This window comes from Sphingobacterium sp. PCS056, from assembly GCF_023273895.1.
Taxonomy (GTDB): Bacteria; Bacteroidota; Bacteroidia; order Sphingobacteriales; family Sphingobacteriaceae; genus Sphingobacterium.
Window position 1 is genome coordinate 3,150,944 of record NZ_CP096883.1, and the last position, 24,679, is coordinate 3,175,622.

Sequence of the window (24,679 nt, forward strand, 5' to 3'; positions counted from 1 at the left end):
TTGCTTTATGTAATACTTAATAATAACCAATATGTATTCAAACCGCAAATTAAAACATTTATTAATTTGGTCTATGCTAGCAGGAAATCTAGCTTTAGTGCATGCACAAGATCGAAACATCCAAGGTAAGGTTAGGGACGCCGTTACGGGAGAGGTGCTCAGTAATGTCACAGTCAGTGTAAAAGGGAGTAAACAATCCTTACAAACTAGAGCTGATGGATCATTTATTTTACCGACTCATCCAAATACAGTCTTAATCATCACTTCTACAGGGTATAAATCTCAGGAAGTAAAAGTTGGTCAAGGGGAAACATTGGATATCAAATTAGAATCATCAAATCAACAAATTGATGAAGTTGTTGTGGTGGGTTATGGTACACAGAGCAGAAGAAGTGTAACAGGTTCTATTTCTAAATTGGATAAAGAAGTACTTCAAAATTCGCCTAGATCTAATGTTGCAACTGCACTTCAAGGAAGTATTCCAGGATTACAGGTTGTTAATAAATCTGGTCAACCAGGTGCAGCTCCTATGTTAAAGTTAAGAGGTGGGGCCTCTATCAATAATCCGGGAGCACCGCTAGTTATTGTTGATGGTGTAATTCGGGATCTGAATGATATCAGTTCTGAAAACATTGAGTCGATTGATTTATTGAAAGATGCTTCTGCGACAGCTATTTACGGCGCTAGAGCAAACAATGGAGTGCTCTTGGTGACGACTAAAACAGGGAAGGCAGGCACTTCTAATATATCCTACAAATTTGTCGGAGGCTTTAATCAGCGCCGAGCAGGTTATGAATATATGAATGCGGGTGATTATATCCAGTATACGCGACAAGGCTATTTAAATGCTGGGCGCTCATTGCAATCTGTCAATAGCTCAAGGGGATTGGGTATTTCGCCAGATCCTGCTTACAATTTGGCATTTGATATTAAAAAATTCACAGATGAATTGAAGCCCTTATTAAATCAGGGTTGGAAGCTTGTGGATGATCCCTACGGAGGTCAGATCATTTATAAAGATCATGGTGGTGAAGTGGAAGATGCCTTATTTAGGAATACCTATACAAAAGATCATTATGTAAATGTTTCGGGAGGAAATGATAAAGGGAAATATTTCGCAGCATTCGATGCCTATAATGAAGATGGCGTGATCGTTGGCTCGAGTTACAAAAGATACACGGGTGATATCAATGGTTCTTACAAATTGAAACCTAACGTGGAAGTATCTACCAATGTGACACTTTCCACGGCTTCACAATATGGAACACCTTCTTCTGAAACGAATGCAATCTATAGGACATTAGCGATTTGGCCTACCTTTAACCCATGGATTGATGAAGCTAAAACGCAACCAAATCCTGGAGTTTCAGCTAGTGATGGTAATCCGTTATACTGGTTAGGACGTTTGAAACGTAAAAATGAAACGAACCGTATAGTCGCGAATGCTTCTTTAAAATGGGATATCATTCCGGGCCTTTATTTTAAAGCAACAGGTAATGCTTATATGAAAGAAGAGTTGAATGAGTCTTTCCAGATGTCTACGCAAACTTATTCCAATATATTTTCAAATCCACAAACGATAGCTAGTAGCTCAAGAGATGCTATTCGCAATTTGAATAGAGACTTTCAAACACAGTTTAATGGTATCTTAAATTATTCGAAAAGTATTGCAGAAAAGCATAATATGTCTGCAATGGTGGGAGCAGAATATTTTAAAGTGAAGACTGATTATATGCAAGTGTATGGAAAAAATGCACCTACTGATGATATCCCTACGGTCAATGCATCTACGGTTTTCGCAGCTGGAAGTAATACCAGTAATGCATCTGAGTACCGAATCATATCTTCAATGGGGCGACTTGCATATGATTATGATGGCAGAATATTGATCAATGCTGTATATCGATTAGATGGAACTTCTATATTAGCACAAGGAAATCGTACTGGATTTTTTCCTGGGGCATCCGCAGGATGGAATATGCATCAAGAAGAGTTTTTTAAGAAATCCGTTCTTTCAAAATATATAACCACCTTCAAACCACGGATAAGTTATGGTGAGAATGGAAATATCGCAGGTCTAGGTCGCTACCAAGTACAAGGAGTATATAATGTGCAGACTAGTTATAATGGTCTTGCAGGTTATTTAAATACTTCACCAGTAAATAAGAATCTAGCTTGGGAAACAAGTAAAACAACAGGTGCGGGTTTAGATTTAGGTATACTGAATAATCGTATTACGGTATTGCTAGATTATTATGATCGTCGTACAAGTAATTTGCTAACCAATTTGCTGTTGCCTAGTTACGTCGGGTTTCCAAACATTACAACGAATTTAGGAACTTTACAAAACAAAGGTTTCGAAGTCGCAATACAATCACAAATTTTAAAAAATCCTGATGGATTTAATTTAAATATTGGTGCAAATGCTGCTTTTGTCAAAAATAAAATATTAGAACTTCCATACAATGGTGTTGAAAATAATAGACAGGGCGGTTTACAGGTTTATGATCCAGCTTCAGGTCAGGTTAAATGGGTAGGTGGTTATCAAGAAGGTCAAACATTAGGTGATATCTATGCTTATAAACAAGTTTCCATCTTTAAAGATGATGCAGAAGTAAGTCAGATAGCGGGCAATAGAACGGATCAAATTGCAGGAATTACTGGACCAAATCTACCTGCAGGTAAAAATGGAAGGATAACGCCCGGTGATGTCAATTGGCTGGATGTTGATGGTAATAATATAATCGATTCTCGTGATCAAGTATATATCGGCAATATCAATCCTAAGTGGACTGGTGGTTTCACTACCAATATGAGTTACAAAGGATTCAATATGTTTTCCAATTGGGAATTTGCATTAGGACATACCATTTATAATGATCTTGTAGCGCGTACATTGGGTAATTATCAAGGTACCTTTAATTATTTAGAATTACAAAAACAGGCATGGTCTCCAACGAATACGGAAACAGATATTCCGAAAGTTTATTTTGCAGATCAAGTTGTGGGATCAAAACAGAATTATACACGGGGTAATAATGGCAACCCAAGTTTGAACAGTAATAATTCTAGATTTTATGAGAAAGGAGATTATTTAGCACTTCGTGAAATCACCCTTTCCTATGATCTTCCGAAATGGTTATACTCAAAAACACATATTCTTTCACGAGCTCGAGTTTATGTAAGTGGAAATAACCTCTTTTATATTACTAAATTTTCTGGTCCGACACCTGAACCACCAGTCGATGGAAACAATGTAGCAACTGGTGTATATGGGGGTACATATCCTACTCCGAGATCGTATGTTTTGGGCGTTCAACTTTCTTTTTAATTGAATTAATTGAAAAACTATCATGAAAAAAATAATATTAACCTATCTTTTTGTAGGAAGCTTAACCTGTTTGGGATTAAATTCATGTACAAATGATCTGGAACTTACACCAGTGAGTAACTATAGTGATGAAATTTACTGGAAGACTGCAGATCAATTTGATGCATTTGTCGTCGGTTTACATTCTAGATTTAGAACACATGAGCGTAATTTTTTATTTTTAGGTGAAATGCGTGCCGGGCTTTTCGGTAATGATCCAGGGACTACAGCATCTTTCACTGGAGAAGCATCACAAGGTCTGGAACGAATGTGGCAACACAATTTGGATATGGATAATTCTGGAGTAAGCAACTTTGGAGGATTATATGATCAGATCAACCAGCTTAATCTGATGATTAACAAATTGAACAGTACCAATGTATTGACTGAAGGAATAAAAAACTATTATCTGGGTATTGCTCATGGCATGCGTGCATTTTACTATTTCCAATTATATCGGACTTGGGGAGATGTTGTTATTCAGATAGAGGCTATCGATAAGATTGAAGTTTCCAATCTTGCAAAAGCAGCCTCTCCTGAAGCAGAGGTAATGGCGCTGATTAAATCAGATTTGGATCAATCAGTTTCAGCTTTTGGAACAGATTATAGTATTAAGCAAGAACGTTCATTTTGGTCTAAAAGTGCTTCTTTGATGCTCAAAGCAGAGGTTTATTTGTGGTCAGCACATCGTGAGGGTGCCAAATCAGATGCTACTATTGCGAAAAACGCTCTTATAGATGTAAAATCTAATTTACCTTTAGCTTTGCAAACAGACTTCAATAGTGTTAATGATGTGAAAAGTAAAGGAAATAATGAGATGATATTTGTGCTTAGGCATAAACTGAATGAAGCCACCCTTGGATTTATTACAGATTTTGTTCCTAATGCAAATATTCTTGTTAATTTCTCTGATTCGTTGGCTAAACGTCAATTTAGTGTGACGCAGGATAATTATGGAGGTTTATTACGGATTCCAACTCGTATCAGTACTTATCGTAATTATCATGATTTAGACACGCGTAAAAATAGCTCTATTCAGGCTGCATATAGTAAAGATAATGCAGGAAATTATAAAATTGCAGGTTGTTTTCTAAAGAAGTACCAAGGAGAGCAGAATGCAGGGGCCCGAGCTTACACGAATGACTATCCAGTATATCGTTATGCAGATCTTTTATTATTGTTGGCTGAAGCAAAAGTCATTCTAGGAGAAAGCCCAAAAGAAGAAATAAATCTAGTACGTAACCGTGCATTTGGTATTCATTATACGGAAAGTGTGTTAGGCTATCCAAATCAATCCGTTGATAAAGATCCAAATGAAGCGATTTTACAAGAACGTAAATTCGAATTTTTAGGGGAGGGTAAGTATTGGTACGACTTACGCAGGTTTGGCAATCAATACGTATTTTCACGTACAGGTTTATCGGCACAAGAAGCTTACAAATTGCTTTGGCCGATTGATCGAGCTTCACTGACAAATAACAGAGCTCTTAAACAGACTGTTGGTTATCCTGAATTTTAATAGTCTGCCCATCCCTGATAGGCTATTATTTTAATAAAAAACATATCCTGCCCCATGTAGTAATTGAAATGGGGTGGGATCATATTTAACTGAAAACATAAGTATATATTTATGATCACTCAAAAAATCGAGGGCTTAATTGCAGCTCCTTTTACGCCATTTAATGAAAATGGAACATTAAACTTAGCGCAAATACCCAATTATTATCAATCTTTAAAAAATAATAATGTGAAAGGGGGATTTATCTGTGGCTCAACGGGAGAAGGGGTATCTTTAACCTTTCAAGAAAAGGTTGAGGTGTTAAAAGCCTGGGCTAAACTCACGGTAAAGGATCCAGATTTCATATTGATGGTATTATTAGGAGGTACTAATATTCGGGAGTGTGTTGAATTGGCTAAAATTGCTCAACAGGAGGGTGCTGATGCTGTTTCATTTACATCTCCATATTATTTTAAACCTGCGAATGTAGAACAATTGGCCAAATGTTGCGCTGAAGTTGCAGCAGCGGCACCCCATACTGCTTTTTATTATTATCATATACCTGTATTGACTGGCGGAAATTTTGCAATGCTTGACTTACTAAAAGCAGTAGATGGTAGTATCCCAAATTTTGCAGGTATTAAATATACCCATGAAGATTTTATGGATTTTTTATCGTGTATGAATTTTGCTGGACGTAAATATGATATGTTGTGGGGAAGAGATGAAAATATGCTGTCATCCCTTGTTTTAGGATCAAAGGGTGCAGTTGGGAGTACTTATAACTACGCAGCACCATTATATCATGAATTGATAGAAGCATTTAATGAAGGTGACTTTGAACGAGCTAACTTACTACAACAAAAATCTATAGATATGATTACTTTATTGGGGAAATATGGTGGTATATCTGTAGGAAAATCTTACATGAAACAAATTGGAATCGATTGTGGTGCATTTAGGCTTCCTGTCAAAAATATGTCTATTGAACAATATCAAACCTTTGAAAAAGATGTTGCTCAATTGAATTTTCACACATTTTGTTCAAAGTAGTCGTTAACTTCTATCAGAACGGTATCAGTTACAGCCTGCATAATGGGCAGTTCGTGTGAAAAAGTCGATTCCCTTTTATTTATGATAAAAAGGAATCGACTTTACGGTATATTGATATTATTTATTTAGCAGGAATCAGTCTGATTGAACTGATCTCTGGAAGCATGTTTCCTTTGATTTCAAGTGCCTTAAGTTCAACCTTTAAAGCAGTATCACCCAGCGATTGCTGAGAGATTTCGAATGTTCCAATTTCCATATCTACAAACTGATTGCCTTTAGCATCATTAAGTTGGTATGACAATTTGTTGTTTCCAAATGAAAGTGAAATTGTACCTGACTTTTGTTCATTAGGGAGATAATTGACGATTACTTTATAAGTGCCGGGACGTTGTATTTTTATATCCCATATCACTTGGTCACCTTTATTTGACCAATCACCTATTGCATTAGGACGATTGGGATTATGTGTCGTAGCACCGATAAGTTTAATTCCTCCAGCGCCAATTAATTTGGCATTATTTGCCGTCAATACTATTCGACCGTCTTTTTGAGTGCGTATCTGCTGTCTTATAACTTCTGGCAAACCATTAATTTCAGCTACGATCACCAATGGCATTTGACCTTTAAAATTAGTTGGTAATTGAATTGTTTTGCCAGCAGATGTCTTTGTAATTTTTAAAGACTTTTTAGAATTTCCTATTACATATGCTTTACTGATCGCACTTGACAAAGGCACCTCTATGGCTCCATTTTGTGGAATATCAAAAACATGGAAATAAAGCTTTTTACCCTTCTGAGTACAGTATCCCCAGTCAAGACCTTGAAATGGGCTTGCTGTAGTACCGTAGATTGCTTCACTATTAACTTTCATCCATTGTCCAATATCTTGAAGCAATTTCACTGCTTTTTCAGGTATTACACCTTCGCCATCTGGTCCTACGTTAAGTAAGAAGTTTCCACCTTTACTAACAGTTTCAATAAATAAACGCATTGTTTTGTCGAAAGATTTCCAGTTTTGATCGTGTGCACTATATCCATAACTTTCATTCATCGTGTGGCTCACTTCCCAGTCCATACCCGGAAGACCGGTTGGTGGTATATATTTTTCGGGAGTGCCTATATCTCCATTTTTATTTTCTAGGCCATCCCAGAATCTATTGTTAACGATAATTTGTGGTTGCCACTTGATTAAATCTGTCAAGATACGCTTTGTTCCCCAGCTTTCGCCTTCTCTGTTTTTACTACTAAAGTCTAGCCATAACACATCTAAACCACCATAATTATTAGCAAGCTCTTTCACCTGCCCATATAAATAATCTTTATAGACTTCATGATTGGGCTTATAGCCAGTAGTGTTGGGGTTTAAATAGGAAAGACCTTCGTAAGAGTCCGGATGTTGCCAATCCAATAATGAATAGTAAGCACCTGCTTTTAATCCTTTAGCGCGAAATGCTTTAACGACTTCTTCATAAAGATCACGTCCTTTAGGTGAAATATTAGTACCTTCTGTGATGTCATTTTTTAATGAATAAGGTTGTTGACTATTAAAAATGGAGAATCCTTCGTGGTGACGTGAGGTTATAACAACATACTTCATACCTGCTTCCTTAGCTAAAGATGCCCACGCAGTGGCATCAAATTTTGAAGCTGTGAATTTTGGTTTTAATACTTCAGCATAAGTTTTACTTGGCACTTTGGCCCAAGCTTGTATCCATTCGGCATAGTGTTGTGGATATTGTTTTCCATCCCAACTACCTCCAGCAGCACTGTAGAGCCCCCAATGGATAAATAGGCCAAATCTAGCCTCTCTAAACCATTCCATACGACTGTCTTTTGTTTCTTTCCATCCAGATACCCCTTCGTATGGAACTGATGACGATTGTGCAGTAGCAGATAAAACTGCTGCGGAAAGTAGACTGAGGAGTGTGGTTTTTTTTAATAATTTCATGAAGGTTTGATTAGGTTTGATACAACATGTATCGAGTAGAAGATTGATTTTATACTGTACTTTTTTCTTTTACAAAGAAATTAAATAATTTGTATATTAAAAGTTGAAAAGATCATTGATCGTTTAAATATATTGAAAAACCAGTCTTATATTTTTTGAGTATGTTAAATCGCACATCAAAGAAAAAATTTAAAGATGGTCATTCATGTTAAATTTTCCTAATTCCATCTCTTTACGGTACACGCTAGGATTTTTGTTCATAATTTCTTTAAAAAACTTATTGAAGTTCGTTAGATTTTGATAGCCACTCGCATAGCAGACTTCAGATATATTGTAGTTTTTATCTTTTAATAACTTACAAGCATGACCTATCCGCATTTCATTGACAAATTTAGAAAATGATTTCTGTGTGTGCTTTTTGAAAAATCTGCAGAATGCATTGGGAGTCATGTCTAATAAAGCGGAGGCATCTTTTAAGGAGACCGTATCCCTAAAATTCTGCATAACATACAGATAAATTAAATTTATACGTTTATTTTCTCTTTCGTTATAAATGGGTTTATAGGAACCACTTGCCAAACTTTCGAATTCATTAGTTTGATAAAGTAGGGTAATGAGATTAAGAAAACCTGTTATTTTAGATAAAGAATCTTTCTCAATTAAATCGCGTATCATCGTAATTGCTTTTTCTAAAGTATCTCCAAAAAATCGTAAACCATCTTTTGCTTTATCTATAAAGTGCTCCATGGCTTGTATAGTCGATTGATCATCTGTTAATTGAATGAGAAAGTCAGCAGGAAAATAAATCACAATAGCTCTAGCACGTTCATGATGATTTGGGGTCAAAAATACATCATCATTACGCCAGATATGTGGAACATTGGGTCCGATCAAAACCAAATCTCCAGCGCTAAATGAATCGATATGATTACCAACAATACGCTTACCATAACTTTCTTCAATGAGAACCAGTTCACATAATTCGTGAAAATGTAGAGGATTACTTAAAAAAGCTTGATCCACCAATTTAATATAGATTGTTTTTTTTGAAGGTGGACTTATTTCTATTAATTGGGCTTTCATTCATCAAATGGTATTGGCTATAATTTACGAATATATAAATTTCAACATTATAAAACAATTTTAAGCCAGATACAGTGCTCATCACTGTATTTAGGGATAAATAGTTGCAATAGGAAATTCATGATATCGAATATTACCAACACTTTTTAAGTATTTTAATATCCTTTAAATTACTTTTGATGCTTTAAACTGTCTTTTAGTTTTGACATTCACGAGCTATCTGCTCATCAACTATTGACACCGTATCAACACTTATTTCAGATCTTGATACCAATTATATATTATAGAAAATTTATTTCAACAAAAAAATGTACTGCAGAATCTAGATGATAGAGCATAAAGTTCTTCAATTGCGTTAATATACTGTCACTAATTGATAATCGGGTTGTAATTTATTCGTTATAAGATCCCTAATTTTATAATTGTAAAATAGACTAGCTGGAAGTAAGATTGTTTTATAACCTAAGTATGATTTATAAGCCATCATATCAGATACATAAGTTGTCTGTGATTAAAAATTGTACCATTAACATTGAAATTTGGCCTTTTAAGTTAAACCTATATTTAGAATGAGAAAGAAAGTTGTCGTTGTATCCATTTTATTGACTATTTGTGCAGCTGTCGGATTATTTGCGTTTCAACAGGAAAAACCTGTTGATTTTAGTGCTGAAGTGAAACCTATCCTTAATAAACATTGCATTACTTGCCATGGTGGCGTAAAGAAAAATGGAGGTTTTAGTTTGCTTTTCGAAAATGAGGCATTTGCTAAGGCAGAGTCTGGTAAACCGGCTATAGTCGCAGGCGATGCAGATCATAGTGAATTTATTAAACGGTTGACCATTGATGATCCCGAATTAAGAATGCCTTACAATGCACCACGATTGAGTGATGATGAAATCGACATCTTGAAAAGATGGATCAATGAGGGGGCGAAATGGGGCAAGCACTGGGCTTATACTTTGCCTGAAAAAGTTGAAGTACCTAAACCATTTTCTTTTGCCGGTTTATTTGGTATGAATCCATCGGGTATATCCAATAATATCGATTATTTCGTTCAAGATAAAATGAAAGAGAAAGACCTGTCTTTTTCAAAAGAGGCAGATAAGGAGACCTTATTGAGACGATTGTATCTTGATGTGGTCGGTATTCCGCCAAGTTTATCCGAATTGCAATCATTTGTGAATGACACGAGAGGAAATGCTTACGAGTTAAGAGTTGATAGTTTACTCGCTTCACAGCAGTATGGTGAAAAATGGGCTAGCTGGTGGCTCGACTTAGCCCGATATGCAGATACTAAAGGTTATGAAAAGGACGGGTCAAGACAAATATGGCCTTATCGCGATTGGCTCATTAAAGCTTTTAATAAAGATATGCCATTTGACGAGTTTACGGTACAGCAATTAGCGGGTGATTTATTACCTGATCCAACTAAAGATCAACTTATTGCAACTGCTTTTCACAGAAATACAATGAATAATGATGAAGGGGGGACAGACAGTGAAGAGTTTCGTGTTGCCTCTGTTTTAGATCGGGTCAATACGACTTACCAGGTCTGGTTAAGTACAACTTTTGAGTGTGTACAGTGTCACAGTCATACTTACGACCCATTTAAATTTGAAGAGTATTATAAATCTGTTGCTTTTTTTAATAATACACGAGATGAAGATACCCAAGGTGATCATCCAAGGTTGCGGTTCTATAAGGCCGAAGACGAAAGCAGAGTGGATAGTATCAAATCTTGGTTGACCCAGAAAGGGAATCAAAAGTTGATCCGTTCTACAGACTTATTTTTGCATACCTTGGAACCAAAAATTCATGCACATTATAGTGATCAGGTTGAAAACGGCGCTTTGTATGATACTAAATGGCTCGGAATACGTTCAGGAGGAAGTGCTCGATTGAAACACATCACCTTGCAGGGTAAAAAGCAATTTTATATGAATTATTGGACATCATTAAATGGAGGTGCCATAGAAGTCAGAAAGGGTAGTAAAACAGGCCCGTTACTGACGACAGTCCAATTGCCTAGTACTTCAGGAAGACAAGTTATTCAAGCAGATCTGAAAGATGATACCGGAGTTCATGACCTTTATTTAATATTTAAGAATGCAACTGAAGCAAAAGATCAGCCGATTTGTATGATTGAGTGGTTCGCATTGCGCGAAGGGTTTCCAGTATCTGCAGACCCGGAGTCCCAGCGTATGCAAAATAACTTTATGCAACTGATTAATACAAATCCTGAAAGTGTACCTGTGATGATTGAAAATCCTGCAGAAATGCATCGTAAAACACATGTTTTTGAGCGAGGAAATAGATTAGCGCTAGGTAAAGAGGTGCAACCTGCAGTTCCTGAAACATTAAATCCTTTTCCAAAGGGAGCTCCTAACAATAGATTGGGATTTGCTAAATGGATTGTAAGTAAAGATAATCCTTTGACAGCACGTACTTTGGTCAATCGAATTTGGGCGCAATTATTTGGACGCGGGTTGGTGGAACCACTAGGAGATATGGGGACGCAGAGTACACCATCTATGCATATTGATTTATTGGACTACTTAGCGCTAGATCTCATGCAAAATAAAAAGTGGAGTATGAAAGCACTTATTAAGGATATTGTTATGTCTTCCACCTATAAGCAATCATCGAGTTTAAATCAAGGAGATGTGGAGAAAGATCCGGCTAATATATTTCTAGCGAGAGGACCAAGATTCAGACTTTCGGCAGAGCAGATTCGGGATCAGACATTAGCCGTAAGTGGCCTCCTCAGTTCTAAAATGTATGGACCTTCGGTGATGCCCTATCAGCCGGATGGTGTATGGATGACGGTATATAGTGGTGAATCGTGGGCAACAAGTACCGGTGAAGACCAATTTAGAAGGGGATTATATACATTTTTAAAACGGACAAGTCCTTATCCTTCATTTATTTCTTTTGATGCATCGAGTCGAGAGGTCTGTTTGGTTGATCGGATCAGAACAAATACTCCATTACAAGCACTAACCACGTTGAATGATCCCGTTTATCTGGAGGCGGCTAAACATCTTTCGACACTCATGCAGAAAGAAGGAGCAGGAGATTCTAAAAAAATAATTTCTTATGGTTATAAGAAACTGATGTTAAAAAATCCGAGTGCAGAAAAAGTGGTTGCACTGGAAAAATTATATAAAGAAGCATTACAAAATTTTAATAAAAAACCAGCAGAGGCGGCTAAATTCATGGCTGTTAATGCGAGTGATTTAAAAGATCCATCTTTAACATCAAAGGCTGCCTACATGGTGGTAGCCAATGCTTTATTGAATCTGGATGAATTTCTTACAAAATCTTAAACGACATGAAAGATCTCGATAAATTATTTCGTGAATTGCAACAGCAGAAATTGCAGGCGGTAACGCGCAGACATTTTTTGAAGGATTGCGTGGCAGGTGTTGGAAGCATAGCATTAGCAAGTTTTTTAGCAAGTTGTGGAGGAAACTCCAGTGGATCTGGAGCTATAGATTTAAATGCATTGAATCCACTTGTACCAAAATCACCTCATTTTCCTGGAAAAGCAAAAAGTGTCATTTACTTGCATATGGCAGGAGCTCCTTCACAATTGGAACTTTTTGACTATAAGCCAGTGTTGCAGACATTACATAATCAACCCTGTCCTGAGTCACTATTAGCAGGTAAAACTTTTGCATTTATCAGAGGTACTCCTAAAATGCTAGGTCCTCAAGCGACTTTCAAACAGTATGGGCAAAGTGGAGCTTGGGTTTCCGATCATCTACCGCATTTTAGTAAAGTTGTGGACGATGTCAGCTTTTTAAAGGCTGTACATACAGACCAGTTTAATCATGGTCCTGCACAGATGTTTATGCAAACGGGTAGTGCGAGATTGGGTAGGCCTAGTATTGGATCTTGGGTAACTTATGGTTTAGGATCAGAAAATAGCAACTTGCCAGGTTTCGTGGTATTGACTTCAGGTGGAAAGACTCCCGATGCCGGAAAAAGTGTTTGGGGATCTGGATTCTTACCTTCAGTATATCAGGGTGTGCAATGCCGTTCGAAAGGTGATCCTGTTCTATATCTTGCCGATCCGGAAGGCATGAGCAGAGACTTAAAGAGACATGCTATCGATGCGATTAATGAAGTCAACAAGGACGAATATAATACCTATAAAGATCCTGAAACATTATCTCGAATAGCCCAATATGAGATGGCTTACAAAATGCAGGTAGCAGTTCCTGAGGTTATGGACATCAGTCAAGAACCAGCGCATATTCATGAATTATATGGTACGGAACCGGGTAAAGAGTCTTTTGCGAATAATTGTTTATTAGCACGAAAACTGGTTGAACAAGGAGTCCGTTATGTACAGTTGTTTGATTGGGGATGGGATAGCCATGGAACTAATGCTTCCGATTCTATCGATTTTGGTTTCCGTAACAAATGTAGGGAAATCGACAGACCTATGACCGCATTGATTATGGATCTTAAACAACGTGGATTGTTGGACGAAACGCTTGTGGTTTGGGGAGGAGAATTCGGACGAACTCCAATGCAGGAAAATAGAGACAATAGCGATATGCCCTTTTTAGGACGTGATCATCATACTGATGCCTATACGATCTGGATGGCAGGAGGCGGTGTCAAGAAAGGGGTGACCTATGGAGAGACCGATGAAATCGGGTTTACCGGTGTAAGCGGAAGATCGTCCGTTCATGATGTACATGCGACAATGCTTCATTTGCTCGGTTTCGATCATGAAAAATTTACTTATGAATTTCAGGGCCGACCATTCCGTTTAACGGATGTTGAAGGTAACCTGATTAGTGCAGTTGTTTAATAAATAATTGGAATGAAATATATATACAGCATGATGCTTTTTATTTTATGGGCTCTACCAAATCAAGCTCAAGTGAATAATAATTTAAAAATAAAGTTCTATTGTACCAATTGGGGTATGTCAGAGTCATGGGACAGCTACTGTGCTCGAGTAAGTCAGGCTGGATTTGATGGTTTAGAGACTTGGCTTCCAGCGGTAGGAGAAGAGCGTACAGCCATGTTTAATGCTTTAAAAAAGCATAAGCTCTCCTTGGGGTTATTAAGTGGAGGTGGCGGTGCCAATTTTGATCAGTATTTGGCTTCTTTTATAAAAAATGTTGAGGATGCCGCGCAGCAAAAACCGGATTATATTAATTGTCATACTGGAAAAGAATATTATACGTTTGAACAAAATAAAGCTCTAATTGATGCTGCTGAAGCCATTTCTAAAAAAACGGGTATCCCAGTTAGACATGAAACACACCGTGGCCGATTTAGTTTTGCCGCACATATTACAAAAAAGTATTTGGAAAAGATTCCGCATTTGCGTTTAACATTAGATATATCACATTGGTGTAATGTTCATGAGTCCATGTTGTCAGATCAAAAAGAAGCTGTTCAATTGGCGCTTCTAAAAACTGGACACATACACGCTCGTGTTGGCCATCCGCAAGGACCACAGGTTAACGATCCAGCAGCCCCAGAATGGAAATCTATTTTGAATCAGCATTTGGCCTGGTGGGATGAAATTGTACGTATTCACAAAGAAAGCAAAGCAAAAGTTCTAACCATAACAACTGAATTTGGTCCCGCTGGATATTTACCGACTTTACCTTATACACAACAGCCTGTAGCTGATCAATGGAGTATCAATGTCTTTATGTTAAATCTTTTAAAGGCACGCTATAAATCATGATATTGTTTTTTGAAGAGTTAATGAATTTTACAGGAAGATGGCACCCAGTTATGGTACATCTTCCTATTGGAATGTTAGTTATTGCCTGTGTATTGGCATTGTTCTCAAGAAAGGAAAATTATAAGAATATAGGTCCAGCAATATCATTATCCTTATTGTTTGGTAGTGTGGCTGCTATACTCGCTTGTTTTACAGGGTATCTGTTGTCTTTACAAGGTGGTTACGAGCAAGATACCTTAAATTTTCATCAATGGTTAGGACTTGCAGTTGCTGCTATTAGTCTTTTTTTGTATTTTTTATATAAGGAAGGTATTCGCAATTCCTTTATTGAAAAGTTTAAATCTAAGCGTGTTGCAATATTGTTTTTGATGTTTATTCTTATCGGTATTACTGGTCACTTTGGAGGTACTTTGACACATGGGAAAGGGTATTTTAAAGACGCGCTTCCTACAGCGATTAAAAGAGCTGTGGGGATAGAGGATGCATCTGAAGAACCTGTTTTACTGACTAATGTGCAACAAGCGCAGGTATATTCAGGAATTATTCAGCCCATTCTTAAACAGCGGTGTCAAAGTTGTCACGGCGAGAAAAAGCAAGAAGGTGGTTTTGCTCTTCACGATCAAGCACATTTATTGAAAGGTGGTGATGGCGGGACAGTACTTGTTGCAAATGATTTAGAAAAAAGTGAATTATATGCGCGATTGATATTGCCAGAGGGGCATAAGAAAAGAATGCCTCCCAAAGGCCGTAAGCCAATTACTGCAGAACAAATTAAGTTGATCGGATGGTGGGTGAAAGAAGGTGCTGATTTTGCTAAAAAATCGAGTGACTTGGCGCAGACAGCAGAAATAAAAGAAATTTTAGGGAAGTTAGAAAAGGGAAGTGAACCAACTTCTCCATTTGAAGAATTACCGGAGGCAAAAAAGCTACCAGCTGATTTTGTACAGCAGTTACAAGCAAAAGGAATTAAGGTTTTGCCTATTGCAAGTACTAGTGAATATGTAACCATCAACGCCATTAACTATCCTGAATTTAAGGATCAAGACTTAAAAGATCTTTTAAAGATCAAGGATAACATTGTGCAGTTGAAATTAGGAAATACCGCTATAACTGATCAAAGCCTCAAGATGATGGCCGAATTTCCAAACTTAATGAAGTTACATTTAGAAAATACAAAAATTACAGATTTAGGACTTGAACATCTGAATGGACATCCAGCTTTATCCTATCTAAATTTATTTGCAGTGCCAGTTACAGATAAAGGGTTAGAAAAGCTCAATAAAATGCCCAAATTGAAACAGATCTATGCCTATCAGACAAAAGCGACATTAGTAAGTGTTGAAAATTTAAAGAAGATAGCTAAACATGTTGTGCTGGATACAGGATCTTATCAGTTGCCTTTTCTAGCTTCGGACACAGTTCGTTTTTAAAAGCGGTATATCAATTGAATTTCTTATTGGGATAAAGCCTATAGTACAAATTTCAGTTTTTAAATGTTACTTATTGGCGTTAATTTTTTCATGATGAGTATAAATCTTATAGGGGTCGTCTTTAAAAATTATTAAAGAAATGATTTTTATTCCTAATTAGTACAGGATTATAATTGTTTTTTGTATCATCGGATTTATGATATTGATCATAAATCCGATGATACATTTTTCTGTTTCCTTGTCAATATCAACTTTTCAATGATAGTGCCTTCTTCATTTCCTTTAAAGTAGCTTCTAAATCCAGATTTTTCTAATAATCTTCTAGAAGCAATATTTTGTGGATGAATTACGGCAATGATATCTTTTTCCTGATCTATTTCTAATGCTAAAGATAGTAGATGTTCACAGATTTTAGTTCCTAGACCTTTCTTCCAATGCTCTTTTTTGAGTAAATAGCCAATTTCAAAAACGCTATGATCTTTTTTGTAAAAGACCAATTTACAATCTCCTATGATCGTGCCATTTTCAGCATCTAATACTTGAAAATAACCTAAATATTTATGCTGTTTACCTTGATCCAGAATAGAGTCAAATTTTTTATTAGCATCCGGTACAGACATACCTTTTCCAGTGATATATTTCATGACATCATCTTCCTTAACGAGATTGTGATAGTCCAAAAGGTCTTTTGCGGTATATTTTTTAAAGGTGATATTGGTAATCATATGTTCATAAAATATAGATCTTGGCAAATGGAGTTTTTTTATTTTAAGGTTTGTAAAGTGTCATTATGTGCGAATAGATTCAAGTATTGAATTTTTTATATAAATCATTTTTTTCTAAAAATATTACTCTTTATGCCATTTCATCATCAGCTCAGTTTCTCCTGTTTCAGCATCTATCAATTCTGAAACCTTCGCAAATCCCTTTTTTTGATAAAATGCTACACTTGGTCTGTTATTTTTGTAAACTTTAAGTTGAAGATCATCTCGCATTTTTTTGACATGATTTAACAGTAATGTTCCTATCCCTTTACCTTGATGTGTTGGTGAAACAAAAATAGCAGCAACCTCATTCTCTACTAGTGCAATAAAACCTGAAATTTCGGCTTCATGGGCTAATAAGTATATTTCTGATGCGGGTAAATACTGTGTTCGCATTGCTGTTTTATTTGTTTCCCAATATTCTTTTTTAATAAAGTTATGAGCTTGCTGTGATGCCTCATACCAGATTTCGACAAGCTGATCTAGGTCAGCGTCGCCTGCTTTTCTAATCATTGCATTATTCATAATCGCGTATTTATGTTTCAGTATAAATGTAGGGTAATCCTATTAAACTCTCTCACTCAAAAATAGCACAGTTATGTTGGCTTTTGAATTGTTTCTGTTATTTTTAACCAGTCGACGTAGTTTATTACCCCTAATTCAGGAAGTCCTTGCCCCTCTAACATACTGATAAACTCCAAGCTGTTGCCATCAGGATCGTCAAAATAAATCGCGATAGCAGGCATCCATGCAAAAACCATAGGCTCTGCACTGCCGTTGTTTAAAAAGTTGTAAGGTTTTAAATCATTTTTTTCTAGCCATGATACTGCACTGTCACGTATAAACTCCAAATCACATTGAAATGCAAAATGTCTCTTTTGTATAGGTGAAGGTTTTTCCCATAGTCCTAGCATCGCTTTTTTAGCAGGTGTCAACCAGAGAAATGCGATGCGACGGGGATGGTCGATGTGAGCCAATTCCAAATTTAGGATATTGGAATAAAATGCAATTGCTTCTTTCATATTGCTTACTTCAATATGAGTTTCAAATAATCCTTTAATCATATTTTCTTGATTTTGATTTAATCAAAGCTAATAAGAATATGATCATTTGTAGATAGCATATATGCTGTAAAACAGACCTTTTTTACGGTTTTGATCGGTACTCGGTAGGAGTCATACCTCTCAATTTGTAAAAGAGTCGTGAAAAGTGATTGGCTGTGTCAAAGTTGAGTATGAGCGCAATTTGTTTGATGTTCATATCTCCATACTTTAGTAAGCGCTCAGCCTCAACCATAAGCTGATTTTGAATTAAACGGAGAGCAGAATATCCAAGTTGATCGTGTACACATTCGCTTAGGTATTTAGGTGATATATGAAGTTTATCAGCATAAAAAGCGACATCTTTAGCTATTTTAATATGCTCTTTTAATAAGGTTCGAAAGCGTTGTGTAATTTGATATTTTCGATTAATGGAAGTATCCGAATTAATTAAACAAATTTCACAGATCCGGTTATATTCGTATAAAAGTTGGATAAGATAGAGACGAATCATGTCTATTCCAAATGGTTTATCATGATCGAGTTCTAATTTTATTTTTTTAAACTTATAGTAAAAATCATGAAATTCAGTCCTTTTTAACGGAAACGTTGGCGCATATTCTGGATTTATAAATAAGAGGTCGTTCAGAATATTGGTTTCAAATATACCTGTAGATAGTAGTGTGCTTTCAAAAGTGATGATCTGCGCCGCATAATCGTCACTTGGACGCTGTAAAGAATAGGTAGATAAAGGTGGGATTATAGTAATAGAACTTTTCGTTATTCGAAACGAATGATGATCGATCTGTATTTCACAAAATCCTTTCATTCCTAAAATAAGCACATAACAGTTTGTTCTATGATGCTTTATTGCATAGAATTCTGATGCAGAGCATAATTCTATTTGTACGGTACTATCATTTTTCAATGTGTTAAAGAGTTCTTTTTGAGTCATTATTTACTATTATATCCTTAGTAAAGGTTTTATTTTCCTTTAGTTTATCTATTCCTGGTCTGACTTGTGGCAGATAACAAAAGTACAGCATATCTGCAGTAAATTTTCATGTATTCTTATGATAAAAAAACAAACCCCTTAAATCAATGACTTAAGAGGTTGTTGTCGATTAGTAACCAGGGTTTTGTTCTAGCTTATTGTTTCCAGCAATAGCTTGGTTAGGAACAGGGAAACGGTTGAGATGTAAGCTACTAGAGGGGGAGTGATCCCACCATTTTTCTGTCGTAAAGGCTTTCCATCTGATGAGGTCAGTTCTTCTACGACCTTCTCCTATAAATTCGATACTCCATTCATCTAGAAAACGATATTTATCTATATTAGCAATTGTGACTGGATTTAAATCGATATTGTCTTTAAAATTTCTTTTTCTGACCTCATTGATCAACGTGACAGCTTTACTTTTATCTCCGATACGAAATTCACATTCGGCTAACATATAATAGATTTCCGCTAATCGGATCACCGGCATATCTGCGCCCCATCGCAATGTATTATTAGCTAGATTTGGAATAGGAACTTTTACTAGACGAATTCCAGTATTTTCTTCGCCTTCGGACATCTTTGATGGAAGTTGAGCTACGGAGCTGTATTTTTTTCCTGGACCGACTTCTGAAAAACGTGCCACCTGATCTACAAAATTCAAAGGCTGTTTATTATATTCTTCACCGCCAAGAATGGCTTTCCCGTCTGGAGATAGATGAGGTCCCACGATGAACATACCTTCATAATTTTCAGTACCTAAATAGTGATAGGGGTTCTTTCGAAAATCTCCGGTAGTGAATGCTTCATAGGGCGATCCTAATTTAAAATCACTGCTGTAAAGTGTACCATCTGGTTTTCTAGAAGGAGTAAGGTGGGCACCATTATTCCCGCCCATATCTTGACTAAAATATTCACGTGTATTGTAATGGTAGAAGTCCGCATAAAACCAATTGTATTCTAACATTTTAAATTCTGAAGGCATAGACCATATGATTTCTGGAGAACTGTTGTTTTTGAAGCCATGAACTCCATTCCAGGTTGGGTCTAATTGATAATCACCATATTCTTTATTGATGAGCGCTTGACTTAATTTTCTACTTTCCTCATACATCGGTTTACCAATATAAGTTTCCGCATTAAAATACAATTGAGCAAGCATCGCCGCTACAGCAGCTTTTCGTATTGCCCCTTCTTCTTTATCACCAGCTTTTTTTGCAGGTAAATTATTCATAGCTGCGGTCAGTAACTTTTCAATATGTAAAAAGAGTTCCTGTTCCGTATTTCGAGGAAGTGACTCTTGATCTAGTGATTCAAAAATAGGCATTCCACCAAAATAGTCCAATCCTCTTAAATAGAAGTAGGAAATTAATGCATCGAGTTGAGCCATATCAGCATTTTGGCGTTCAGCAGTTAAAGCAAATTTTGTATAGTCCAATTTAGAAAGATCATTTTTGGTATCCAAAGCAAGAGCAACTCCCATGAGCGTTCCACGCCAGGTTCCCCAGATCCAACCGTCATCTGCGGTCCATTTATGATAATGATATCGTTCATTTTCTCCGCCATTATACCAATGTCTGCCCTTTGTCGTGATCGCAAAGTTGTCAGCAGTATACTCTTGTAGTCTCCAGCGATCTTCTCCCAAGTACCACTTGGCATGTGTAAAAGGTCTAAACAAGGCTGCTTTAATATCTTTTTCACTTTTATAAAATGTTTCAGGAGTGACAGAACTATAAAATTCCTGATCTAATTTGGTACAGCCCTGAAAGATGAGTCCTGCAGATAGTGTTAATATCGATATGTATTTTTTCATGATTTTATTTTTAAAAATTAACTTGTAGACCCATCATAAAAGTTCTGGTTTTTGGATAGACATTTCTTTCTTCAAAACCAGGTTCAAGTCCATTGATGTTCACCTCCGGATCCAATCCTGTATAATTTGTAAATACAAATAAGTCCCTTGCAGTAGCATAAATACGAAGTGATTTTATCGGTTTGATTACATTGTTATTGAATGAATATCCAATATTGAGCGCGTCAACCTTTAAGAATGTGCCTTTTTCAAGCCAGTAATCACTCAATTCTTTTTCACCTTTGATATTTTTATGTTTATCGTAGGCTTCTGCCAAGACATTCTGTCCTTTCACATTAGGCAGGCTGTAGTACATATTGATCATATTAAAGACATCATGGCCTATCCAACTACGCATATAGATACTTGCATCCCAGTTTTTATAAGAGAATTGATTGTTCCAAGATAATTGAAGCGTTGGGATCGCATTGCCCACGAAGGCTTTATCGCCAACAGTTTTACTTCGTTCTCTAACGTCAAATATATTTCCATCTTTGTCGTATAGCTGCCAGTAACCATCATCTGTAAATCCTGCAAATTTCCAGATATAAAATCTTCCTATATCTTCGCCCGGATAAAGTCTCACTGCTGATCCAGGGGAGCCTGGTGCAGGGAAGTCTTTTCGATCAGTAAATGTTTGGCTGCCCCACAGGGTATTGAGGGTGCTTTTATTATGAGAAGCCACAATACCGGTACTATACGTAAAGTGCTCCTTGGATACTGCTTTATAATTTAATTCAAATTCGTAACCTGTATTTTGCATGCTTCCAACATTCATGGTTGTTTTATCATGGATTGCTGGTGGCTGGGAGACGCTGATGTCATAAATAAGGTCATCTATTTTACGCTTATAGAAGTCAATTCTTCCGCTCAATTTATTTTCTAGAATTGAAAAATCTAGACCCAGATTATACTCTTTTTTAACTTCCCATTTGATATCAGGATTTTGATTGTGCATGACACCGTATGTTCTAAACCAATTACCATCTTGTAAGAACCAAGTATCAGCACTGTACATTCGGCTCGCTACTTTAGCGTCAAAACCTTCATTTCCGGTTTCACCATATCCTGCCCGTAATTTTAGATCATTGATAAAACTAACATCTCTTAAGAAGGGTTCTTGTGAGATACGCCATCCTGCAGATAGACCAGGAAAGAATCCCCATCTATTTTTGGGAGCAAACTTACTAGAACCCTCATAACGCGCTGTCGCAGTCAGAATATAGCGATCCAAATAAGAGTAATTGACACGACCAAAAAAAGCAGCTAATTTCACCCAAGGGTTGCGCCATGAACCCATACCTGCTCTACCTTCGACTAAGTAGCTCCCTGTTCCCATATCATTTTCTTTAATGCCATCTACAGGAAAATCAGAGTTATTGGCTGAAAATCCTTGACCATTAAAATCTTGATAACTGTAACCTGCGACCGCATTTACCGCATGATCTGCCCATCGATTATTGTAATTAACCGTCCATTCAAATACCCGGTCATTATATTTGTTATAGTATTGTGAAGCATTTCCATCTACACCATCCTGCCTTGATAATCGATGTTGAGCGGATCGATAATAAGTGCCATGTTCAGAATTGTTTTTCACCCCAATTGTTGCACTTGTGGTTAGATGTTCCGTGAGATTGAGCTTTAACGTGCTATTGGCTAACAGATATTTAAATTGTTTTAAATCTGATCTCAGTTTCACTTCGGCCACCGGATTCCAATAGTCATATCCACCTACTAGAACATTAAATCCGCTGACATCATTTACATCGTAAGGAGTTTCTGTTGGATTAAGCACCATTGCCATATTGAAAATATCATTATTGCTTCCAAAGGCTTTTGCTTCATTGTAGCTTACATTAGTGTTTAATTCAGCAAACCCGTCAAAAAACTTAAAGGATGAATTGATACGTCCACCTATTTCTTCCCTTTTAGATGTAATGGCCATACCAGTAGCATCTCTTTTTGTAAAGGTGGTGTACAGATTGGCATTTTCAGATCCACCACTGATGTTTACCACTTGTCTATGGCTAAATGGATTGTTATTTGTCACTTCATCGTACCAATCAGTTTTGTGCCCAAGGTCATTCCCAAGGCCATATTCAATAAATTTTTCGGCAGATAGGACTTCAGGTTTTTTGCGCACGGTTTCGATGAAATATTCTGAAGTAAAATTGACTTGTGCTTTTCCTATTTGAGGTCTTTTAGTTGTAATTAAAATAACCCCACCAGAAGCTCGAGTTCCATAAATCGCTGCGGCCGAAGCGTCTCGCAGCACATTAATCGATTCAATGTCTTCCTTAGCAACCGAATTGATATCACCACCAGGTACACCATCAATCACAACCAAAGGACCCTGAGATGCATTGACTGAATTAACACCTCGTAGTTGCAAGGAAATTCCCGCGTTGGGATCAGTCCCGTTGGTCGAGATGACGCTTAGCCCTGGAACTTTTCCTTGGATAGCAAGTAATGGTGATACCGTACCTGCGACCATGTCTTTTTGTTTGATGGTGGATACAGCACTTGTAAGTTCTTTTTTATCGATGGTACCATAACCTACTACGACAGCTTCTTCTAAGCTTTGTGCTACCGATATCATTTTGATATTGAGGGTGGTTTCGCCATTATATCGAACCTCTTGTGTTGTAAATCCGATCATATGGATGGAGATCACTTCATTTTTTTTGACATTGTTCAATTTGAAAATACCATTCTGGTCCGAAGCGGTACTTTTTGGAGTACCTTTGACATGAATCGTGGCTCCGGCTAAAGGGTTTCCAGCTTCATCGGTGATACTACCGCTAAGTACTGACTGCAACTCATTACTGTACTGGTTCATAGGCGATGCCATAGATGTGATCGCGTAAAAATTGGTACTAAACAGCAATAATTTGGTAGCTACTTTAAAATTGTTGATTTTAAATTTCATAAGCTAAAATGTTTATAAGAGGTGTTTAAAATTATTGGTGAAGATTATTTCGAGTATAATCCGTTCGATATTGAAGTCAATATGCCGTAGCAATAATAGGAGCTTATTAAGTATATAATAATTATCATAGTTGGTTTGGTTATAATCCTCAAATTGAGAAATTTTTAAACCTTAAACCTTATGGTGAGACATTTTGATATGATTATGAGACGATTTGCTTATGTTTTATCTTTTTAAGTAAAAAAGTATAAATTTATAAGAAAATAAGATTAATCTCACTTTTTGTATTTGATGGTACTAATCTCGTGTGTTAAATATTGTTATTGGATTAAGAACAAGCATTATGGTCTGCTTATTTCAAATTATGATTGCGTAATTTAAAGTTGATTGGAGAAAAATTTAAATGTACAACTGGATTGTATTTCTATGTTTAAGGAGTCTACAGATCAATTGTGTTTATTAAAGGGAAATAGACTTTTAGAAAAATAAAAACCATGATCATTTAGATCTGATAATGTCTTCACGTCATTTACATTTTTTTTGGTGGATCAATCATACCTTTTTTATTATCCAATAAGAAAGCAAGAGTAGCGCCAGCGATATAACCTATTAAATCTGACCATAGAAATCCTTGTCCAAATATTAGACGAAGTACTGGGTTATTTCTGATATAGATCAAAAAGGGAATTTGTACCAATTGCAAGCATTCAATGAAAAAACAAAAAACAAGCGCTATTGTAATGGAGAATAAATTTGAACGATCATAAAATAGTAACCTACAGAACCAGTAGACCATCACAGCATAAAGTATATCACCCGTTACAGCTGGAATAAAGGTCAATTTTCTAGAAGCTAAGCCTACTATTATTGTTGTTATAGCAAGCAAAAGATATCTTATCTTTTTATTTCTCAGGTTAGTTATCATGAATGATTGCGATTACTTTTTTTTGATATTAACGTCAAGAATTTTTAATTACTATCCTTGTAAACCTCTCT

At 36.5% G+C, this 24,679-nt stretch carries 16 protein-coding genes; 7 read left to right on the forward strand and 9 right to left on the reverse strand.

What is annotated here, in order from left to right:
- Window positions 1–31 precede the first annotated feature (31 nt).
- From MUB18_RS13065 to MUB18_RS13075, 3 genes are all read left to right on the forward strand, one after another.
- Window positions 32–3,331, forward strand: coding sequence for a SusC/RagA family TonB-linked outer membrane protein (locus MUB18_RS13065; protein ID WP_248753363.1), 3,300 nt, complete (start codon window positions 32–34; stop codon window positions 3,329–3,331).
- Window positions 3,332–3,353: 22 nt separating this feature from the next.
- A complete protein-coding gene (gene nanU, locus MUB18_RS13070; protein ID WP_248753364.1) occupies window positions 3,354–4,889 on the forward strand; it encodes a SusD family outer membrane lipoprotein NanU in 1,536 nt (511 codons plus the stop codon).
- 111 nt (window positions 4,890–5,000) lie between these two features.
- Window positions 5,001–5,921, forward strand: coding sequence for a dihydrodipicolinate synthase family protein (locus MUB18_RS13075; RefSeq protein ID WP_248753365.1), 921 nt, complete (start codon window positions 5,001–5,003; stop codon window positions 5,919–5,921).
- 121 nt (window positions 5,922–6,042) lie between these two features.
- On the opposite strand, the gene MUB18_RS13080 is transcribed toward MUB18_RS13075, so the two are convergent.
- Window positions 6,043–7,869 (reverse strand): alpha-L-fucosidase, encoded by a 1,827-nt coding sequence (locus MUB18_RS13080; protein WP_248753366.1) that lies wholly within the window; start codon window positions 7,867–7,869, stop codon window positions 6,043–6,045.
- Window positions 7,870–8,058: 189 nt separating this feature from the next.
- Complete coding sequence (locus MUB18_RS13085) at window positions 8,059–8,952, reverse strand: AraC family transcriptional regulator (RefSeq protein ID WP_248753367.1); 894 nt, start codon at window positions 8,950–8,952, stop codon at window positions 8,059–8,061.
- A gap of 569 nt (window positions 8,953–9,521) precedes the next feature.
- On the opposite strand from MUB18_RS13085, the gene MUB18_RS13090 reads away from it, so the two are divergent.
- From MUB18_RS13090 to MUB18_RS13105, 4 genes are read left to right on the forward strand one after another with little or no spacing between them, the layout of a single operon-like run.
- Entirely contained in the window at window positions 9,522–12,278 is a 2,757-nt protein-coding gene (locus MUB18_RS13090) for a DUF1553 domain-containing protein (RefSeq protein WP_248753368.1), read from the forward strand.
- Window positions 12,279–12,283: 5 nt separating this feature from the next.
- Window positions 12,284–13,777: a DUF1501 domain-containing protein gene (locus MUB18_RS13095; protein ID WP_248753369.1), complete on the forward strand. Its 1,494-nt coding sequence runs from the start codon at window positions 12,284–12,286 to the stop codon at window positions 13,775–13,777.
- A gap of 12 nt (window positions 13,778–13,789) precedes the next feature.
- Complete coding sequence (locus MUB18_RS13100) at window positions 13,790–14,671, forward strand: sugar phosphate isomerase/epimerase family protein (protein ID WP_248753370.1); 882 nt, start codon at window positions 13,790–13,792, stop codon at window positions 14,669–14,671.
- Window positions 14,668–16,101, forward strand: a complete 1,434-nt coding sequence (locus MUB18_RS13105; RefSeq protein WP_248753371.1) for a c-type cytochrome domain-containing protein — start codon at window positions 14,668–14,670, stop codon at window positions 16,099–16,101. Before MUB18_RS13100 ends, MUB18_RS13105 begins: the two co-directional genes overlap by 4 nt.
- Before the next feature lie 206 nt (window positions 16,102–16,307).
- Here MUB18_RS13105 and MUB18_RS13110 read toward each other — a convergent pair whose 3' ends face one another.
- From MUB18_RS13110 to MUB18_RS13140, 7 genes are all read right to left on the reverse strand, one after another.
- Window positions 16,308–16,853, reverse strand: coding sequence for a GNAT family N-acetyltransferase (locus tag MUB18_RS13110; RefSeq protein ID WP_248753372.1), 546 nt, complete (start codon window positions 16,851–16,853; stop codon window positions 16,308–16,310).
- A 96-nt stretch (window positions 16,854–16,949) separates the two neighbouring features.
- Complete coding sequence (locus tag MUB18_RS13115) at window positions 16,950–17,390, reverse strand: N-acetyltransferase (RefSeq protein WP_248753373.1); 441 nt, start codon at window positions 17,388–17,390, stop codon at window positions 16,950–16,952.
- Window positions 17,391–17,461: 71 nt separating this feature from the next.
- Window positions 17,462–17,929 (reverse strand): VOC family protein, encoded by a 468-nt coding sequence (locus MUB18_RS13120; RefSeq protein ID WP_248753374.1) that lies wholly within the window; start codon window positions 17,927–17,929, stop codon window positions 17,462–17,464.
- Window positions 17,930–18,011: 82 nt separating this feature from the next.
- On the reverse strand, window positions 18,012–18,860 hold the full coding sequence (locus tag MUB18_RS13125; protein ID WP_248753375.1) for a helix-turn-helix domain-containing protein: 849 nt from the start codon (window positions 18,858–18,860) through the stop codon (window positions 18,012–18,014).
- A 169-nt stretch (window positions 18,861–19,029) separates the two neighbouring features.
- On the reverse strand, window positions 19,030–20,712 hold the full coding sequence (locus MUB18_RS13130; protein WP_248753376.1) for a RagB/SusD family nutrient uptake outer membrane protein: 1,683 nt from the start codon (window positions 20,710–20,712) through the stop codon (window positions 19,030–19,032).
- A 10-nt stretch (window positions 20,713–20,722) separates the two neighbouring features.
- Window positions 20,723–23,683 (reverse strand): SusC/RagA family TonB-linked outer membrane protein, encoded by a 2,961-nt coding sequence (locus MUB18_RS13135; protein WP_248753377.1) that lies wholly within the window; start codon window positions 23,681–23,683, stop codon window positions 20,723–20,725.
- 529 nt (window positions 23,684–24,212) lie between these two features.
- Window positions 24,213–24,608, reverse strand: coding sequence for a DUF2809 domain-containing protein (locus MUB18_RS13140; RefSeq protein ID WP_052627821.1), 396 nt, complete (start codon window positions 24,606–24,608; stop codon window positions 24,213–24,215).
- Window positions 24,609–24,679 lie beyond the last annotated feature (71 nt).

What these genes read in the sequence shown, in the direction of transcription:
- MUB18_RS13065 (WP_248753363.1), top strand. Translation starts at nt 32, where the DNA reads ATGTATTCAAACCGCAAATTAAAACATTTATTAATTTGGTCTATGCTA.
- nanU (WP_248753364.1), top strand. Translation starts at nt 3,354, where the DNA reads ATGAAAAAAATAATATTAACCTATCTTTTTGTAGGAAGCTTAACCTGT.
- MUB18_RS13075 (WP_248753365.1), top strand. Translation starts at nt 5,001, where the DNA reads ATGATCACTCAAAAAATCGAGGGCTTAATTGCAGCTCCTTTTACGCCA.
- MUB18_RS13080 (WP_248753366.1), bottom strand. Translation starts at nt 7,869, where the DNA reads ATGAAATTATTAAAAAAAACCACACTCCTCAGTCTACTTTCCGCAGCA.
- MUB18_RS13085 (WP_248753367.1), bottom strand. Translation starts at nt 8,952, where the DNA reads ATGAAAGCCCAATTAATAGAAATAAGTCCACCTTCAAAAAAAACAATC.
- MUB18_RS13090 (WP_248753368.1), top strand. Translation starts at nt 9,522, where the DNA reads ATGAGAAAGAAAGTTGTCGTTGTATCCATTTTATTGACTATTTGTGCA.
- MUB18_RS13095 (WP_248753369.1), top strand. Translation starts at nt 12,284, where the DNA reads ATGAAAGATCTCGATAAATTATTTCGTGAATTGCAACAGCAGAAATTG.
- MUB18_RS13100 (WP_248753370.1), top strand. Translation starts at nt 13,790, where the DNA reads ATGAAATATATATACAGCATGATGCTTTTTATTTTATGGGCTCTACCA.
- MUB18_RS13105 (WP_248753371.1), top strand. Translation starts at nt 14,668, where the DNA reads ATGATATTGTTTTTTGAAGAGTTAATGAATTTTACAGGAAGATGGCAC.
- MUB18_RS13115 (WP_248753373.1), bottom strand. Translation starts at nt 17,390, where the DNA reads ATGAATAATGCAATGATTAGAAAAGCAGGCGACGCTGACCTAGATCAG.
- MUB18_RS13120 (WP_248753374.1), bottom strand. Translation starts at nt 17,929, where the DNA reads ATGATTAAAGGATTATTTGAAACTCATATTGAAGTAAGCAATATGAAA.
- MUB18_RS13125 (WP_248753375.1), bottom strand. Translation starts at nt 18,860, where the DNA reads ATGACTCAAAAAGAACTCTTTAACACATTGAAAAATGATAGTACCGTA.
- MUB18_RS13130 (WP_248753376.1), bottom strand. Translation starts at nt 20,712, where the DNA reads ATGAAAAAATACATATCGATATTAACACTATCTGCAGGACTCATCTTT.
- MUB18_RS13135 (WP_248753377.1), bottom strand. Translation starts at nt 23,683, where the DNA reads ATGAAATTTAAAATCAACAATTTTAAAGTAGCTACCAAATTATTGCTG.
- MUB18_RS13140 (WP_052627821.1), bottom strand. Translation starts at nt 24,608, where the DNA reads ATGATAACTAACCTGAGAAATAAAAAGATAAGATATCTTTTGCTTGCT.